The sequence below is a fragment of the Pseudomonas sp. 1D4 genome, assembly GCF_001728925.1.
Taxonomy (GTDB): domain Bacteria; phylum Pseudomonadota; class Gammaproteobacteria; order Pseudomonadales; family Pseudomonadaceae; genus Metapseudomonas; species Metapseudomonas otitidis.
Map to the genome: position 1 here is coordinate 47,359 of NZ_LXJQ01000008.1, position 14,769 is coordinate 62,127.

General features: G+C 64.0%; 18 protein-coding genes and 1 tRNA gene. 16 read left to right on the forward strand and 3 right to left on the reverse strand.

The features are described from left to right. Positions 1–117 precede the first annotated feature (117 nt). The 14 genes from ruvC (at position 118) to nadA (ending at position 10,584) form a co-directional block, all read left to right on the forward strand. Complete coding sequence (gene ruvC, locus A7D27_RS06270) at positions 118–642, forward strand: crossover junction endodeoxyribonuclease RuvC (protein WP_069562198.1); 525 nt, start codon at positions 118–120, stop codon at positions 640–642. A 21-nt stretch (positions 643–663) separates the two neighbouring features. Next, complete coding sequence (gene ruvA / locus A7D27_RS06275; protein ID WP_069562197.1) at positions 664–1,269, forward strand: Holliday junction branch migration protein RuvA; 606 nt, start codon at positions 664–666, stop codon at positions 1,267–1,269. Between the two features lie 6 nt (positions 1,270–1,275). Then, on the forward strand, positions 1,276–2,328 hold the full coding sequence (gene ruvB, locus A7D27_RS06280) for a Holliday junction branch migration DNA helicase RuvB (protein ID WP_069562196.1): 1,053 nt from the start codon (positions 1,276–1,278) through the stop codon (positions 2,326–2,328). A gap of 86 nt (positions 2,329–2,414) precedes the next feature. Then, complete coding sequence (ybgC, locus tag A7D27_RS06285) at positions 2,415–2,861, forward strand: tol-pal system-associated acyl-CoA thioesterase (RefSeq protein ID WP_069562195.1); 447 nt, start codon at positions 2,415–2,417, stop codon at positions 2,859–2,861. A 2-nt stretch (positions 2,862–2,863) separates the two neighbouring features. Then, positions 2,864–3,559, forward strand: a complete 696-nt coding sequence (tolQ, locus tag A7D27_RS06290; protein WP_044414101.1) for a protein TolQ — start codon at positions 2,864–2,866, stop codon at positions 3,557–3,559. 36 nt (positions 3,560–3,595) lie between these two features. Next, on the forward strand, positions 3,596–4,054 hold the full coding sequence (tolR, locus tag A7D27_RS06295; protein WP_069564400.1) for a protein TolR: 459 nt from the start codon (positions 3,596–3,598) through the stop codon (positions 4,052–4,054). After that, positions 4,054–5,076: a cell envelope integrity protein TolA gene (gene tolA / locus A7D27_RS06300; protein ID WP_069562193.1), complete on the forward strand. Its 1,023-nt coding sequence runs from the start codon at positions 4,054–4,056 to the stop codon at positions 5,074–5,076. The genes tolR and tolA overlap by 1 nt, the downstream gene beginning before the upstream one ends. Continuing rightward, positions 5,073–6,377, forward strand: a complete 1,305-nt coding sequence (gene tolB, locus A7D27_RS06305; protein WP_069562192.1) for a Tol-Pal system beta propeller repeat protein TolB — start codon at positions 5,073–5,075, stop codon at positions 6,375–6,377. Before tolA ends, tolB begins: the two co-directional genes overlap by 4 nt. Positions 6,378–6,436: 59 nt before the next feature. Next, the gene (gene pal / locus A7D27_RS06310; protein WP_069562191.1) at positions 6,437–6,934 is read left to right on the forward strand and encodes a peptidoglycan-associated lipoprotein Pal; all 498 of its coding nucleotides are present in this window, start codon (positions 6,437–6,439) and stop codon (positions 6,932–6,934) included. A 5-nt stretch (positions 6,935–6,939) separates the two neighbouring features. Beyond that, positions 6,940–7,761, forward strand: a complete 822-nt coding sequence (ybgF, locus tag A7D27_RS06315; protein WP_069564401.1) for a tol-pal system protein YbgF — start codon at positions 6,940–6,942, stop codon at positions 7,759–7,761. 118 nt (positions 7,762–7,879) lie between these two features. Further along, positions 7,880–8,527 (forward strand): 7-carboxy-7-deazaguanine synthase QueE, encoded by a 648-nt coding sequence (queE, locus tag A7D27_RS06320; protein ID WP_069562239.1) that lies wholly within the window; start codon positions 7,880–7,882, stop codon positions 8,525–8,527. A gap of 1 nt (position 8,528) precedes the next feature. Continuing rightward, positions 8,529–9,203, forward strand: coding sequence for a 7-cyano-7-deazaguanine synthase QueC (gene queC / locus A7D27_RS06325; protein WP_069562189.1), 675 nt, complete (start codon positions 8,529–8,531; stop codon positions 9,201–9,203). A 59-nt stretch (positions 9,204–9,262) separates the two neighbouring features. Continuing rightward, a tRNA-Lys gene (locus tag A7D27_RS06330) sits at positions 9,263–9,338 on the forward strand. Between the two features lie 187 nt (positions 9,339–9,525). Then, positions 9,526–10,584 (forward strand): quinolinate synthase NadA, encoded by a 1,059-nt coding sequence (gene nadA, locus A7D27_RS06335; protein WP_044414080.1) that lies wholly within the window; start codon positions 9,526–9,528, stop codon positions 10,582–10,584. A gap of 58 nt (positions 10,585–10,642) precedes the next feature. Here nadA and A7D27_RS06340 read toward each other — a convergent pair whose 3' ends face one another. Beyond that, positions 10,643–12,076: a M48 family metalloprotease gene (locus A7D27_RS06340; RefSeq protein WP_069564402.1), complete on the reverse strand. Its 1,434-nt coding sequence runs from the start codon at positions 12,074–12,076 to the stop codon at positions 10,643–10,645. A gap of 107 nt (positions 12,077–12,183) precedes the next feature. Between A7D27_RS06340 and A7D27_RS06345 the strand changes: the two genes are divergently transcribed. Both A7D27_RS06345 and A7D27_RS06350 read left to right on the forward strand, forming a co-directional pair. Beyond that, positions 12,184–12,423 carry a sulfurtransferase TusA family protein gene (locus A7D27_RS06345; RefSeq protein ID WP_044414073.1) on the forward strand — a complete coding sequence of 80 codons (240 nt, stop codon included), beginning with the start codon at positions 12,184–12,186 and terminating at the stop codon, positions 12,421–12,423. Between the two features lie 22 nt (positions 12,424–12,445). Beyond that, complete coding sequence (locus tag A7D27_RS06350; RefSeq protein ID WP_069562187.1) at positions 12,446–13,525, forward strand: AI-2E family transporter; 1,080 nt, start codon at positions 12,446–12,448, stop codon at positions 13,523–13,525. 51 nt (positions 13,526–13,576) lie between these two features. Here A7D27_RS06350 and A7D27_RS06355 read toward each other — a convergent pair whose 3' ends face one another. Both A7D27_RS06355 and A7D27_RS06360 read right to left on the reverse strand, forming a co-directional pair. Continuing rightward, positions 13,577–14,050, reverse strand: a complete 474-nt coding sequence (locus A7D27_RS06355; protein ID WP_069564403.1) for a peroxiredoxin — start codon at positions 14,048–14,050, stop codon at positions 13,577–13,579. Between the two features lie 16 nt (positions 14,051–14,066). After that, a complete protein-coding gene (locus A7D27_RS06360; protein ID WP_044414064.1) occupies positions 14,067–14,624 on the reverse strand; it encodes a glycine cleavage system protein R in 558 nt (185 codons plus the stop codon). Positions 14,625–14,769 lie beyond the last annotated feature (145 nt).

Here is a 14,769-nt window from a genome sequence, read left to right on the forward strand (position 1 = left end):
GAAGCCGGAAGTCGCCTTGTGCGCTTCCGGCTTTTTTGTTGGAGGGCCGGTCCGTATACTCGCGGCTGGATAAATAGACAGTGTGCTGGTTCGCCGGCACGTGGAGAGACGGGCGGCATGACCCTGATTCTTGGTATCGACCCGGGTTCGCGCATCACCGGCTACGGTGTGGTGCGTGACACCGGGCGAGGGTGCGAGTACGTCGCTTCCGGCTGCATACGCACAGGGGCGGGCCCGCTGCAGGAGCGCCTGCAGATCGTCTTCCGTGGCGTGCGTGAAGTGATCCAGACCCACGGCCCCGTCACCATGGGCATCGAACAGGTGTTCATGGCACGTAATGCCGACTCCGCCCTCAAGCTCGGGCAGGCCCGGGGGGCTGCCATCGTGGCGGCGGTGGAGGAGGGGCTTGAGGTGGCCGAGTACACCGCCAGCCAGGTGAAGCAGGCCATTGCCGGCACCGGCGGCGCCGACAAGCAGCAGGTGCTGATGATGGTCATGCACCTGCTCAAACTGGTGCAGAAGCCACAGATCGACGCCTCCGACGCCCTGGCCATCGCCCTCTGCCATGCCCACCACCGGCAGAGCCTGATTCCCCATGGACTGGCCACCGCCAAGCGGCGCAGCGGCCGCCTGCGTTTGTAACCTCATTTAAGGACGCTCTTCGTGATCGGACGTTTGCGTGGCACCTTGGCGGAGAAACAGCCGCCGCACCTGATCCTCGACGTCAATGGCGTCGGCTACGAACTGGAAGTACCCATGACCACCCTCTACCGCTTGCCCGGCGTCGGTGAGCCCGTCACCCTGCACACCCACCTGGTGGTGCGGGAGGACGCGCACCTGCTCTACGGCTTCTACGAGCGCCGTGACCGGGAGCTGTTCCGTGAGTTGATCCGCCTCAACGGTGTTGGCCCCAAGCTGGCCTTGGCCCTCATGTCCGGGTTGGAGGTGGATGAACTGGTGCGCTGCGTGCAGGCCCAGGACACGTCCACCCTGGTGAAGATCCCTGGAGTCGGCAAGAAGACCGCCGAGCGCCTGCTGGTGGAGCTCAAGGACCGTTTCAAGGCCTGGGAGAACATGCCCACCATCGCCCCGCTCATCGTCGAGCCTGTGGCCGGGGCCGGTGTTTCCAGCGCCGAGAGCGATGCCCTCAGCGCCCTTGTCGCCCTCGGCTTCAAGCCGCAGGAAGCCAGCCGCGCCGTTGCTGCCATCAAGGAAGAGGGGTTGTCCAGCGAAGAAATGATCCGCCGCGCCCTGAAAGGAATGGTGTAAGCCCCGATGATCGAAGCCGACCGCCTGATCACTGCCAGCAGTCGCGACCGCGATGAACAGCTGGACCGTGCCATCCGCCCGCTGAGCCTGGCCGACTACATTGGCCAGCCGGTTGTGCGCGAGCAGATGGAGCTGTTCATCAAGGCCGCCAAGGGGCGGGGGGAGGCCCTGGACCATACCCTGATCTTTGGCCCGCCCGGCCTGGGCAAGACCACCCTGGCCAACATCATCGCCCACGAGATGGGCGTCTCCCTCAAGAGCACCTCCGGCCCGGTGCTGGAGCGACCCGGCGACCTGGCGGCGCTACTGACCAACCTCGAAGCGGGCGACGTGCTGTTCGTCGACGAGATCCACCGTCTCTCGCCCGTGGTCGAGGAAGTGCTCTACCCGGCGATGGAAGACTTCCAGCTCGACATCATGATCGGCGAAGGCCCGGCGGCCCGCTCCATCAAGCTCGACTTGCCGCCCTTCACTCTGGTCGGGGCCACCACCCGCGCCGGGATGCTGACCAACCCGCTGCGGGACCGCTTCGGTATCGTCCAGCGTCTGGAGTTCTACAACACCCAGGACCTCTCCACCATCGTGGCGCGCTCCGCCGGCATTCTTGGCCTGCACATCGAACCGGAGGGCGCCTTCGAGATCGCCCGCCGCGCCCGTGGCACGCCGCGTATCGCCAACCGCTTGCTGCGCCGCGTGCGGGATTTTGCCGAAGTCCGGGCCCAGGGGCAGATCACCCGCGTCATCGCCGACCAGGCGCTCAACCTGCTGGATGTGGACGAGCGTGGCTTCGACCACCAGGACCGGCGTCTACTGCTGGCGATGATCGACAAGTTCGACGGCGGCCCGGTCGGCGTGGACAGCCTCGCCGCTGCCATCAGCGAGGAGCGTCACACCATCGAGGACGTCCTGGAGCCCTACCTGATTCAGCAGGGCTACATCATGCGCACACCGCGTGGGCGGGTGGTCACCCGTCATGCCTACCTGCACTTCGGCCTGAAGTTGCCGGGCCGGCTGCTGGAGGAGCCCACGGGGGATTTGTTCACCCCGGGTGACGAATGAACATCCCAGCGGTCGAAGCGTGCGTCGGAATGGCGCAAAAACAGTTGTCGGGCCGGATTGGCAACCCTTGGAGTAAGCACTAGAGTATGCGCGCGCAAAATGAGGCCCCACTCTTCGTGCATCGGAGCCGTGTCTATTACGAGGACACCGATGCCGGAGGCATCGTCTATTACGTCAACTACCTCAAGTTCATGGAGCGGGCTCGAACCGAGTACCTGCGGAGCCTGGGCTTTGCCCAGTCCGAGCTGGTCGGGGAGAACCTGCTGTTCGTCGTGCACTCGGCCGAAGCGCGCTACCACAAGCCGGCCCGCCTGGACGATGAACTGGCCATCAGTGCCGAAGTGATCGAATTGAACCGTGCGAGCCTGAGGTTTCGTCAACAGGTGAGGCGGGTTACGGATGATGCGCTGCTCTGCGAAGGGCAGTTCCTGGTGGCCTGTGTGCGCGCCGACAGTTTGAAACCCCGGGCGATCCCCGAAGCGCTGTGTGAAGCCTTCGCCGCCGTACCGGGCCAATCCCCTGCAGGAGACTAAGCGTGGAAGCCAACGTCGTCGACCATACCTCCATGTGGAGCCTGATCAGCAACGCCAGCCTCGTGGTGCAACTGGTCATGCTCACCCTGGTGGCCGCCTCGGTCACCTCGTGGATCATGATTTTCCAGCGCAGCAACCTGCTGCGTGCGGCCAAGAAGTCCCTGGAGGCCTTCGAGGAGCGTTTCTGGTCGGGCATCGACCTGTCCAAACTGTACCGCCAGGCCGGCAGCAACCCGGACCCGGACTGCGGCGTGGAGCAGATCTTCCGTGCCGGTTTCAAGGAGTTCTCCCGCCTGCGCCAGCAGCCCGGCGTTGACCCGGACGCGGTGATGGAGGGCGTGGCACGTGCCATGCGCGTCGCCATTTCCCGTGAAGAGGAAAAGCTCGAGCAGAGCCTGCCGTTCCTCGCCACCGTCGGCTCCACCAGCCCCTACATCGGCCTGTTCGGCACCGTCTGGGGGATCATGAACTCTTTCCGCGGCCTGGCCCAGGTTCAGCAGGCCACCCTGGCCACTGTTGCCCCCGGTATCGCTGAAGCCCTGATCGCCACCGCCATCGGCCTGTTCGCGGCGATCCCGGCGGTCATCGCCTACAACCGCTTCTCGGCCCGTGGCGAAACCCTGATCGGTCGCTACTACACCTTCGCCGACGAGTTCCAGGCCATCCTGCACCGCAAGGTGCACACCAGCGACGAGTGATAGACGCAGGTTCAACGAAAGGACAGGTTCCAAGCCATGGCCAGAAACCGCCATAAACGCAAGCCGGTCGCCGAGATGAACGTGGTGCCCTACATCGATGTGATGCTGGTACTGCTGGTCATCTTCATGGTGACGGCGCCCATGCTCAACCAGGGCGTCAAGGTCGACCTGCCCAAGGTCTCCAGCGAGGTGCTGCCGCAGGACAACAACTCCCGTGTGCTCACCATCTCCATCAAGGCTGACAAGACCTACTACTGGAACATGGGCGAGGAAGTCGACCCGGATCAGGGCAAGGGCAGCGAGACCGCCACAGCACTGCCGGACCTGGTGCGCACCGTGACCGCGATCATGAGCCAGAACGCCAGTCTGGGTAAGAAGGTCCAGGTCTTCGTCCGGGGTGACAAGGCGGTCGACTATGGCTCCGTCATGGCGGTCATGGGTGGCCTGCAACAGGCCGGCGTCGGCAATGTCGGGCTGATCACCGAGGCGCCCTGATGCATCAGCAGAGCGAACGCTCCCCCTCTGAAAGCTACTTCTGGCCCACCGTTTGGGCTGTCGGGCTGCATGCGCTCATTTTCGGCATGCTCTTCGTAAGCTTCGCCTTCACCCCGGAGCTGCCGCCGGCGCGTCCCATCGTCCAGGCCACCCTGTACCAACTGAAGTCCCAGAGCCAGGCGACCACCCAGACCAACCAGAAGATCGCCGGCGAGGCCAAGAAGACTGCGGCTCCGATGTATGAAGCCGAGCAACTGGAAATGAAGAAGGCGGAAGAGCAGAAAGTGGCTGCCGCCAAGGCCGCGGAACAAAAGAAAGCCGAGGAAGCTCGAAAGGCGGCAGAAGCCAAGAAAGCAGAAGAGGCGAAGAAAGCCGAGGATGCCAAGAAGGCAGCCGAGGAAGCAGCCAAGAAGCAGCAGGCCGACATCGCCAAGAAGAAGGCCGAGGAAGAAGCCAAGAAAAAAGCCGAAGAGGAGGCCAAGAAGAAGGCCGCCGAAGAGGCGAAGAAGAAAGCGGCTGAGGACGCCAAGAAAAAGGCAGCCGAGGCAGCCAAGAAGAAAGCAGCCGAGGATGCCAAGAAAAAGGCAGCCGAAGATGCCAAGAAAAAAGCGGCGGAAGAGGCCAAACGCAAGGCGGCCCGTGACCAGAAGGCGGCTGCGTTGGCAGAGCTTCTTGGCGATAAGGCCGAGAACCAGCAGGCGCTAGCCGATGAGGTGGGTGACCAGGTGGCCGGCAGTCTGGATGACCTGATCATCAAGCTGATCAGCGAGAACTGGCAGAAGCCGCCCACCACCCGCGCCGGCATGAGTGTCGAGTTGCTGATCCAGATGCTTCCGGATGGCACCGTCACCAACGCCAGCGTGACCCGCTCCAGTGGTGATGCACCGTTCGACAGCTCCGCCGTGGCGGCGGTGCGCAACGTGGGTCGTATCCCCGAAATGCAACAATTGGATCGCGCTACCTTCGATAAGCTCTACAGGCAGCGTCGCGTCATCTTCAAACCGGAGGATTTAGGTCTGTGAACACACTGATTCGTATCGTCCTGCTCGGTCTGACCATGCTGGTCGGTACCGTTCAGGCCGCCGACCCGCTACTGATTACCGGTGGCGCCAACAGCGCCACGCCCATCGCCGTCGTTCCGTTCGGCTGGCAGGGGGGCACCGTGCTGCCGGAAGACATGTCCGAGATCATCGGCAATGACCTGCGCAACTCCGGCTACTTCGAGCCCATTCCGCGCCAGAACATGATCAGCCTGCCGACCCAGGCGGCCGAAGTGATCTACCGCGACTGGAAGGCGCTGGGTGCCCAGTACGTGCTGGTCGGTAGCATCGTGCCGGCTGCGGGTCGCCTGCAGGTGCAGTTCGCCCTGTTCAACGTCGCCACCGAACAACAGGTGTTCGCCGGCACCGTCAGCGGCTCCACCGACCAGCTGCGTGACATGGCCCACTACGTCTCCGACCAGGCTTTCGAGAAGCTCACCGGGGTCAAGGGCGCCTTCTCCACCCGCATGTTGTATGTCACCGCAGAGCGCTTCTCGGTGAACAACACCCGCTACACCCTGCAGCGCTCCGACTATGACGGCGCCCGTGCCGTGACCCTGCTGCAATCCCGCGAGCCAATCCTCTCGCCGCGCTATGCGCCGGATGGCCGTCGCATCGCCTACGTCTCGTTCGAGCAGAAGCGTCCGCGCATCTTCATCCAGCACATCGATACCGGTCGCCGCGAGCAGATCACCAACTTCGAAGGTCTCAACGGGGCGCCGGCCTGGTCGCCTGATGGCAATCGCCTGGCGTTCGTCCTGTCCAAGGACGGCAACCCGGAGATCTACGTGATGGACCTGGGCAGTCGCCAGTTGCGTCGTGTCACCAACCACATGGCCATCGACACCGAGCCCTTCTGGGGCGCCGATGGCCAGACCCTGTACTTCACCTCCGATCGTGCCGGCAAACCGCAGATCTACAAGGCCAACATCAATGGTGGTGAACCGCAGCGCGTCACCTTCGCGGGCAACTACAACGCCAACCCGAAACTCTCCGCTGACGAGAAGACCCTGGTGATGATCCACCGCCAGGATGGCTTCACCAACTTCAAGGTGGCCGCCCTCGATCTGACCCGTGCCGGGGCCGCTCCGCGCATCCTTTCCAACACCTCGCTGGACGATTCGCCCACTGTTGCCCCCAACGGCACCATGCTAATCTACGCCACCCGCCAGCAGGGCCAGGGAGTCCTGATGCTCGTGTCCACCAACGGACGCGTGCGGCTTCCAATTCCAACCGTTCAAGGCGATATCCGCGAACCGTCCTGGTCGCCGTACCTGAACTGACGCGGTGCTGATTTTTTGCTTTTTGCTAAACACACTGGGGCTCATTAGGAGTTACAAAGATGGAAATGATCAAGTTCGGTAAGTTCGCAGCGCTGGCTCTGGCCATGGCCGTAGCAGTAGGTTGCTCCTCCAAGGGCGGCGAAAACTCCGGCGAAGGCGCCGTAGATCCGAACGCTGGCTACAACGCCAACAATGGTGCTCTGGATTCCAGCCTGAGCGAAGAAGCCGCTCTGCGCGCCATCACCACCTTCTACTTCGAGTACGACAGCTCCGACCTGAAGCCGGAAGCCATGCGCGCTCTGGACGTACACGCTAAGGACCTGAAAGCCAACGGCAACCGCGTTGTCCTGGAAGGCCACACCGACGAGCGCGGCACCCGCGAGTACAACATGGCTCTGGGTGAGCGTCGTGCCAAGGCCGTTCAGCGCTACCTGGTTCTGCAGGGCGTTTCCCCGGCTCAGCTGGAGCTGGTTTCCTACGGTGAAGAGCGTCCGGTTGCCACCGGCAACGACGAGCAGTCCTGGGCTCAGAACCGTCGCGTAGAGCTGCGTAAGTAATAGCTATGCGCAAGTGCCGTCGTGCTTTGACTGTATTGGCCCTGGGTAGCCTGCCCTTCGCAGCGCTTGCCGAGGTTCCCGTGGTGGACGGAAACAACGCCGGTTACGGTGCCTATCCGCCCGCTGGTTATGGTACGAACGGCGCCTATGCCGGAACCGGGGCGCAAGCCCCGGTTTCCGCGCAAGGCGAGCTGTTCATGCAACTGCAGCAGATGCAAGAAGAGATCGGTCGCCTGCGTGGCATGGTCGAAGAACAGCAACATGAGATCCAGCAACTGAAGCAGCAGAGCCTGGAACGCTACCAGGATCTGGATAGTCGGTTGAGCACTGGCGCCGCAGGTGCCCCGGCTCCGACCCAACAGAATGCTCCCGCCGATGGCGCCATCAACGCCGCCGGCGCCCCGGCTGCTCCTGCCCAGCAACCCGCTGCGAGCAACGAGCCGGCCGACCCCGCCAAGGAAAAGCTCTACTACGAAGCCGCCTTCGACCTCATCAAGGCCAAGGACTTCGACAAGGCCAGCCAGGCCTTTACAGCGTTCCTGCGCAAATACCCCAACAGCCAGTACGCCGGTAACGCCCAGTATTGGCTCGGTGAGGTGAACCTGGCCCAGGGCGACCTGCAAGGCGCTGGCCAGGCTTTCGCCCGCGTCAGCCAGACTTACCCGCAACACGCCAAGGTGCCCGACTCGCTCTACAAGCTTGCCGATGTCGAGCAGCGCCTGGGCAACGCCGACAAGGCCAAAGGTATCCTCCGCCAGGTGATCTCCCAGTACCCGGGTACCTCGGCTGCCCAACTGGCGCAGCGTGACTTGCAGCGCCTTCGCTGAGCCCGTTGCGTCCATCGAGAAACCCGCGCCCGTCGCGGGTTTTTTCGTTTAGAATCGCCGCCCCTCTTACCTGCAACGGAGGCGGATGGCCTGTTTCGCCGTCACGCCCGTGGCCCTTATGCAACAGACCCTGCGAATCACCGAGATCTTCTACTCGCTGCAGGGGGAGACGCGTACCGCCGGCTTGCCGACGGTATTCGTGCGCCTGACCGGCTGTCCCCTGCGTTGCCAGTACTGTGATACCGCCTATGCCTTCAATGGCGGGCAACTCCAGTCCCTCGACGACATCCTGGAACAAGTGGCCGCCTACCGGCCGCGCCATGTCTGCGTCACCGGGGGCGAGCCGCTGGCCCAGCCCAACTGCATCCCGCTGCTGGTGCGCCTGTGCGATGCCGGCTACGAGGTGTCCCTGGAGACCAGCGGCGCCCTCGACATCGCCGCCGTCGACACCCGCGTGAGCCGCGTGCTCGACCTCAAGACGCCCGGCTCTGCCGAAGTCGCTCGCAACCGCTACGAGAACATTGCCCAGCTCACCCCGAACGACCAGGTGAAGTTCGTCATCTGCTCCCGGGAGGACTACGACTGGGCGGTCTCCAAGCTCATCGAGTACCGCCTTGAACAGCGGGCCGGCGAGGTGCTGTTCTCTCCTAGCCACCGCCAGGTGGACGCGCGCGAGTTGGCCGACTGGATCGTGGCGGACAACCTGCCCGTCCGCCTGCAACTGCAGCTGCACAAGATTCTCTGGAACGACGAACCGGGACACTGACATGAGCGACAAGAAAGCGGTCATCCTTCTTTCCGGCGGCCTGGATTCCGCCACCGTCGTAGCCCTGGCCCGCGCCGACGGCTACGCCTGCTACACCATGAGCTTCGATTATGGCCAGCGGCACCGGGCTGAGCTACACGCCGCCGAGCGCGTGGCTCGCCAGCTGGGCGTGGTGGAGCACAAGGTCATCGGCCTCAACCTCAACGGCATCGGCGGCTCGGCACTGACCGATGACAGCATCGCCGTTCCGGAGAGCCCCTCCGAGGGCATCCCCGTCACCTACGTACCCGCACGCAACACCGTGTTCCTCTCCCTGGCGCTGGGCTGGGCCGAGGTGCTGGGTGCGCGCAACATCTTCATCGGTGTGAATGCCGTGGATTACTCCGGCTACCCAGACTGCCGCCCGGAGTTCGTCGACGCCTTCGAACGCATGGCCAACCTCGCCACCAAGGCGGGTGTGGAAGGGCAGGGGTTCCGCATCCAGGCGCCGCTGCAGAACCTCTCCAAGGCCGAGATCATCCTGGCCGGTATAGCTCAGGGTGTGGACTACGGGCTGACCGTTTCTTGCTACCAGGCCGACGACCTGGGGCGGGCATGCGGCAGGTGCGACAGCTGCCGGCTGCGCGCCGCCGGCTTTGCGTCGGCCGGCGTGGAAGATCCGACACCCTACTTCTGAAAAAATTTCCCGAGGGGTGTTGAATTCCTGAATAAAATCAGTATTATACGCCTCGCGTTGGGTCGTTAGCTCAGTCGGTAGAGCAGTTGGCTTTTAACCAATTGGTCGTAGGTTCGAATCCTACACGACCCACCATACAAGGCCTCGATGGGGCCAACAGAAGCGGGAAGATCGAAAGGTCTTCCCGCTTTTTCGTTGTGGCGCCGCAGCCATCCACCCCGTCATTGATCTGCGCTATCATCCGCCGCCCGCGTGCCCTACCGTTGTCCGGCACGCGGTTTTACATGGCTTCCACGCTCAGGCGTCCCGCAGGTCCGCAGACATGTCCCAGCTCTCCGAACGTTTCCTCGTCCAGGCTCACTTGGCAGCCAAGCAACCCCGGCAACTGACGCCCGAAGAAGAGACCCAGCTGCGCCAGGCGATCGCCGCCGAGCTCAAGGCGCAGAATGCCGTCCTGGTGGCCCACTACTATTGCGACCCGGTGATCCAGGCGCTGGCGGAAGAGACCGGCGGCTGCGTCTCCGATTCCCTTGAGATGGCGCGCTTCGGCAACCAGCACGCTGCCCAGACCGTTGTGGTCGCTGGCGTGCGCTTCATGGGCGAGACCGCCAAGATCCTCAACCCCGAGAAGCGCGTGCTGATGCCGACTCTCGAGGCCACATGCTCCCTCGATCTGGGCTGCCCGGTGGATGAGTTCTCCGCCTTCTGCGACCAGCACCCCGAGCGCACGGTCGTCGTCTATGCCAACACCTCCGCAGCCGTGAAGGCGAGGGCGGACTGGGTCGTTACCTCCAGTTGCGCCCTGGAGATCGTCGAGAGCCTGATGGACAACGGCGAGAAGATCCTCTGGGCACCCGACCAGCACCTGGGTCGCTACATCCAGCGCGAGACCGGTGCCGACATGCTGCTGTGGGACGGTGCCTGCATCGTCCACGAGGAGTTCAAGGCCAAGCAACTCGAAGACATGAAGGCGCTCTACCCGGACGCTGCCATCCTGGTGCACCCGGAGTCGCCCGAGTCGGTCATCGAGCTGGCCGATGCCATCGGTTCCACCAGCCAGTTGATCAAGGCCGCCCAGACGCTGCCGAACAAGACCTTCATCGTCGCCACCGACCGCGGCATCTTCTACAAGATGCAGCAGCTCTGTCCGGACAAGCAGTTCATCGAAGCCCCCACCGCCGGCAATGGTGCTGCCTGCCGCAGTTGTGCCCATTGCCCGTGGATGGCCATGAACACCTTGGAACGCACCCTGCAGTGCCTGCGTGAGGGCAGCAACGAAATCTTCGTCGACGCCGCGCTCATTCCCCGCGCCGTCAAGCCGCTCAAGCGCATGCTCGATTTCACCCAGGCCGCCCGCATGAAGCTCAGCGGCAACGCTTGAGCGAACGCCCATGAAAAAGCCCGGATCAATGTCCGGGCTTTTTCGTTTCTGCGCAGGCTCAGCGCATCATCTGCTTCACCGCCTTCTGCTGCTCGATCAGCTCCTGCTGGCGCGCGTCGATGCGGGCCGCCAGGGGGAAGTTGCTGCTGGCCCGGCGCTTGGCGAAGTCCAGTTGCTCGATCGCCTGGTCGAAATCCCCCACCAGGGCGAAGTACTCGGCACGGGCCTGGTGCAGGCCGATGGTGTTGCCGGCCAGACCGCGCACCTCCGCTACCTGGTACCAGATGTCCGGGTCGTTGGCGCGGGTGCGGGCCAGATCCTCCAGCACCTTCTCGGCGTCCTGAGGCTTGTTCTGCTTCAACAGCAGGTCCGCCCGGGCCTGCTTCAGTGGGTAGCTGGCTGGGTAGAGGCCGAGCATCCGGTCCACCCGCTTCTGCGCGTCAGGCAGGCGGTTGGCGGTGATGTCCAGGTCCACCTGGGCCAGGTTGTAGGCCACCTCGTTGGGCGCCTTGGCCAGTAGCTGCGTCAGCGCCTCGCGGGCCTCGTTCAACTGGCCGGCCTTGATCTGGGCGATGGCCAGGCCGTAGCGCGCCGCGTCCAGCTTCGGATCGCTGTCCAGCATCGCGCGGAAGCGCTTGGCGGAGATGCCCGGAGTTTCCTCGAACATCAGTTGCACCCGCGCACGCATCAGCTGGTAGCGCAGGCTGTTCTCCACGCCGCCAGCGGGTAACTGCTCGGCGCGGTTGCGGGTGTCGGCGATACGGGACTCGGTCACCGGGTGGGTCAGCAGAAATTCCGGTGGCTTGGAATCGTAGCGGTACTGGCGCATCAGCCGCTCGAACATGTTTGGCATGGCGCGCGGGTCATAGCCGGCCTTTTTCAGGTTGAGCAGGCCGATGCGGTCAGCCTCCTGCTCGTTCTGGCGGGAGAAGCGCCGCTGTTCCTGGATGGCCGCTGCCTGGGTCGACATGATCGCTGCCATGCCCGCGTCACCGGCGCCGGCCGCCGCTGCGACGATGCCGGCGAGCATCGCTGCCATCACCGGGATCTGCATGCGCTGCTGGGCTTCCACGCCGCGCGCGAAATGGCGCTGGGACAAGTGCGCGAGCTCGTGAGCCATGACCGAGGCGTACTCGGCCTCGTTGGGTGCATAGAGGAACAGGCCGCCGTTGACGCCGATGATCCCGCCAGGGGCGGCGAAGGCGTTCAGTTGCGGACTTTTCAGCAGCACGAATTCCAGGCGGCGGTCCTGCAACTGGCTGGACTCGGCCAGGCGGTAGACGCTGGTTTCCACGTACTCCTTGAGCTGCGGATCGGGCAGTTGCTCCACCTGGGCGCGCAGCAGCCCCAGCCAGGCCCGGCCCAGCTTGTGTTCCTGATCGGGCGAGACGACGGAGGAGCTGGCATCCCCCAGAGAGGGCAGGTCATCGGCAATGGCCGGCGTGGCAAGGAGGCAGGCAAGCGCTAGCAGGGTAGGGCGCAACGGGTTCATGCACGGTGGCTCGTAGCGGGCAAAGGCGTAAATGTAGCTTTCATTCCGCTCGGCTGGCCAGCGCGGAGAGCGCTTCTGTATCCTAGGCGCCCTTCTGGAGATGCCCCATGACCGACGCCGTTCCCTTCGACGCCGAGCTGGATGCCAGCGGGCTCAACTGCCCCCTGCCGTTGCTCAAGGCCAAGCTCGAACTCAACCGCCTCGCCAGCGGCCAAGTCCTCAAGGTCACCGCCACCGACGCCGGTTCGCAACGCGATTTCCGCGCCTTCGCCCGCTTGGCCGGGCATGAGCTGCTGCACGAGGACGCCGCCGACGGCGTGTTCCGCTACTGGTTGCGCAAGGCCTGAGCGCCGCGTTCGAGGGATTCCGATGTTCAAGGTGCTTCGTGACTGGGTACAGCGCTACTTCTCCGATGAAGAAGCGGTGGTGCTGGCCGTCTTCCTCGTGCTGGGCTTCACCCTGGTGCTTACGCTCGGCAACATGCTCGCCCCGGTGCTGGCCGGCCTGGTGCTTGCCTTCCTGATGCAGGGGCTGGTCAACCAGTTGGAGCGCCTGCGGATGCCGGGCCCGGCGGCCGTCTGGGTGGTGTTCGCCCTGTTCATCGGCCTGCTGGCGCTGTTCCTCGTGGTGCTGCTGCCGCTGCTCTGGCAGCAGTTGAGCACGCTGTTCAACGAGCTGCCGCGCATGCTCGGCGAGTGGCAGTCGCTGCTGTTGCTGCTGCCGGAGCGCTATCCGCACCTGGTGACCGACGAGCAGGTGCTCAACGCCATCGAGGTCACCCGCAGCGAAGTCGGCAAGTTCGGTCAGTGGGCACTGACCTTCTCCCTTTCCAGCCTGCCCCTGCTGGTCAACCTGATGATCTATCTGGTGCTGGTGCCGATCCTGGTGTTCTTCTTTCTCAAGGACCGCGAGCTGATCCTGCGCTGGCTGAGTGGCTACCTGCCCCGCGAGCGGCAGTTGATGACCCGCGTGTGGAAAGAACTGCACCAGCAGATTGCCAACTACATCCGCGGCAAGGTCATCGAGATCGTCATCTGCGGTGGTGTCACCTACGTCGCCTTCGTCTCCCTCGGGCTCAACTACGCCGCACTGCTGGCGCTGCTGGTGGGGCTGTCGGTGGTGGTGCCCTATATCGGCGCCGTGGTGGTCACCGTGCCGGTGGCGTTGATCGGCCTGTTCCAATGGGGCTGGGGTGACCAGTTCATTTACCTGATGGTCCTCCATGGCATCATCCAGGCCCTGGATGGCAACGTGCTGGTGCCGCTGCTGTTCTCCGAGGCAGTCAACCTGCACCCGGTGGCGATCATCTGCGCCGTGCTGCTGTTCGGCGGGCTGTGGGGATTCTGGGGCATCTTCTTCGCCATCCCCCTGGCCACCCTGTTCAAGGCCGTGCTGGATGCCTGGCCACGTACGTCTGCGGAGCCGGCCGGGCCTGCGCCCATCATGTGACGGGCAAAAAAATGCCGCGAAGATTCGCGGCATTTTTCATGGCGGCGGGGCTCAGGCCTTGTTCAGCGCCTGCGCTGCTGCCAGCACCTCGTCGGTATGGCCCGGCACCTTCACACCGCGCCATTCCTGGCGCAGCACACCGTCCTTGTCGATCAGGAAGGTGCTGCGGTCGACGCCCAGGTACTCCTTGCCGTAGAGCTTCTTCTGGCGGATCACGTCGAACAGTTGGCACAGCGCTTCGTCCTTGTCCGAGATCAGCTCGAAGGGGAAGGCCTGCTTGCACTTGAAGTTCTCATGGGACTTCAGGCCATCGCGGGAGACGCCGAAGATCACCGTGTTGGCGGCTTCGAACGCGCCGTGGCGATCACGGAAGTCCTGACCCTCGGTGGTGCACCCCGGGGTGCTGTCCTTCGGGTAGAAGTAGATCACCACCTGCTTGCCACGCAGGGCAGACAGCTTCACTTCCACGCCACTGGTGGCGGCAGCGGTGAAATCGGCGACGGGCTGGTCGAGGCTCACGGCCATGGGAAAGCTCCTCTGTTCAGGGGTGTTGCGGACGCCACGGTTCGATCAGCGCATCCAGGTTCAACGCATCGGCGAAGTCCAGGAACTGATCGCGCAGCCAGCTGATCTGGGTGCCGGCCGGCAGCGTCACGGTGATGGTCGCGTTGAGCATCGTGCCCATTGTCTGCGGCGCCTGGTAGGTGTCGCAGGTCAGGTTCTCGATCTCCACACGGTGGTCAAGGAAGAACTGGCACAGCTCGCTGAGGATGTCCGGACGGTACACCGCGCTCACATAGGCGACGTACGGCATCGAGTTCGGACGCGGTTCCAGCAGGCCGCTGCGCACCATGTGGGTGGTGAAGTCGTGGCGCTTGGCCAGGGCCGGTACACCGGACTCCAGGCGCGCCAGCGCATCCCAGCTGCCGGAAACCTGCAGCACCAGGGCGCAGTACTCGCCGTGGCGGGTCATGCGGCTGCTGACCACGGCACAGCGGTTTTCCTGGCTGGCGCGGCAGAGCACGGTGGTCAGGTCCATCGGGTTCCGGCCAAGGGCACTGATCACGAGGAATTGTTCGCGGGGCGGGGTGGTGGACATGCAGCGTTCCTAAAGCGAGGGGAGGGCGGCGAGGCCGCGTCTATCAAAGCGGGAAGGGTAGCGAAAAGCGCCGCCAAGGGGAATGCTGGCAGGCCCCGTGTCACCTTGTGCTGGACCCAGGCCGCCAGTACCATTACCGCTCTCT

What these genes read in the sequence shown, in the direction of transcription:
- A7D27_RS06350 (WP_069562187.1), top strand. Translation starts at nt 12,446, where the DNA reads ATGTTCAAGGTGCTTCGTGACTGGGTACAGCGCTACTTCTCCGATGAA.
- ruvC (WP_069562198.1), top strand. Translation starts at nt 118, where the DNA reads ATGACCCTGATTCTTGGTATCGACCCGGGTTCGCGCATCACCGGCTAC.
- A7D27_RS06340 (WP_069564402.1), bottom strand. Translation starts at nt 12,076, where the DNA reads ATGAACCCGTTGCGCCCTACCCTGCTAGCGCTTGCCTGCCTCCTTGCC.
- A7D27_RS06355 (WP_069564403.1), bottom strand. Translation starts at nt 14,050, where the DNA reads ATGGCCGTGAGCCTCGACCAGCCCGTCGCCGATTTCACCGCTGCCGCC.
- queC (WP_069562189.1), top strand. Translation starts at nt 8,529, where the DNA reads ATGAGCGACAAGAAAGCGGTCATCCTTCTTTCCGGCGGCCTGGATTCC.
- tolR (WP_069564400.1), top strand. Translation starts at nt 3,596, where the DNA reads ATGGCCAGAAACCGCCATAAACGCAAGCCGGTCGCCGAGATGAACGTG.
- ybgF (WP_069564401.1), top strand. Translation starts at nt 6,940, where the DNA reads ATGCGCAAGTGCCGTCGTGCTTTGACTGTATTGGCCCTGGGTAGCCTG.
- ybgC (WP_069562195.1), top strand. Translation starts at nt 2,415, where the DNA reads ATGCGCGCGCAAAATGAGGCCCCACTCTTCGTGCATCGGAGCCGTGTC.
- ruvB (WP_069562196.1), top strand. Translation starts at nt 1,276, where the DNA reads ATGATCGAAGCCGACCGCCTGATCACTGCCAGCAGTCGCGACCGCGAT.
- queE (WP_069562239.1), top strand. Translation starts at nt 7,880, where the DNA reads ATGCAACAGACCCTGCGAATCACCGAGATCTTCTACTCGCTGCAGGGG.
- A7D27_RS06345 (WP_044414073.1), top strand. Translation starts at nt 12,184, where the DNA reads ATGACCGACGCCGTTCCCTTCGACGCCGAGCTGGATGCCAGCGGGCTC.
- pal (WP_069562191.1), top strand. Translation starts at nt 6,437, where the DNA reads ATGGAAATGATCAAGTTCGGTAAGTTCGCAGCGCTGGCTCTGGCCATG.
- tolA (WP_069562193.1), top strand. Translation starts at nt 4,054, where the DNA reads ATGCATCAGCAGAGCGAACGCTCCCCCTCTGAAAGCTACTTCTGGCCC.
- nadA (WP_044414080.1), top strand. Translation starts at nt 9,526, where the DNA reads ATGTCCCAGCTCTCCGAACGTTTCCTCGTCCAGGCTCACTTGGCAGCC.
- A7D27_RS06360 (WP_044414064.1), bottom strand. Translation starts at nt 14,624, where the DNA reads ATGTCCACCACCCCGCCCCGCGAACAATTCCTCGTGATCAGTGCCCTT.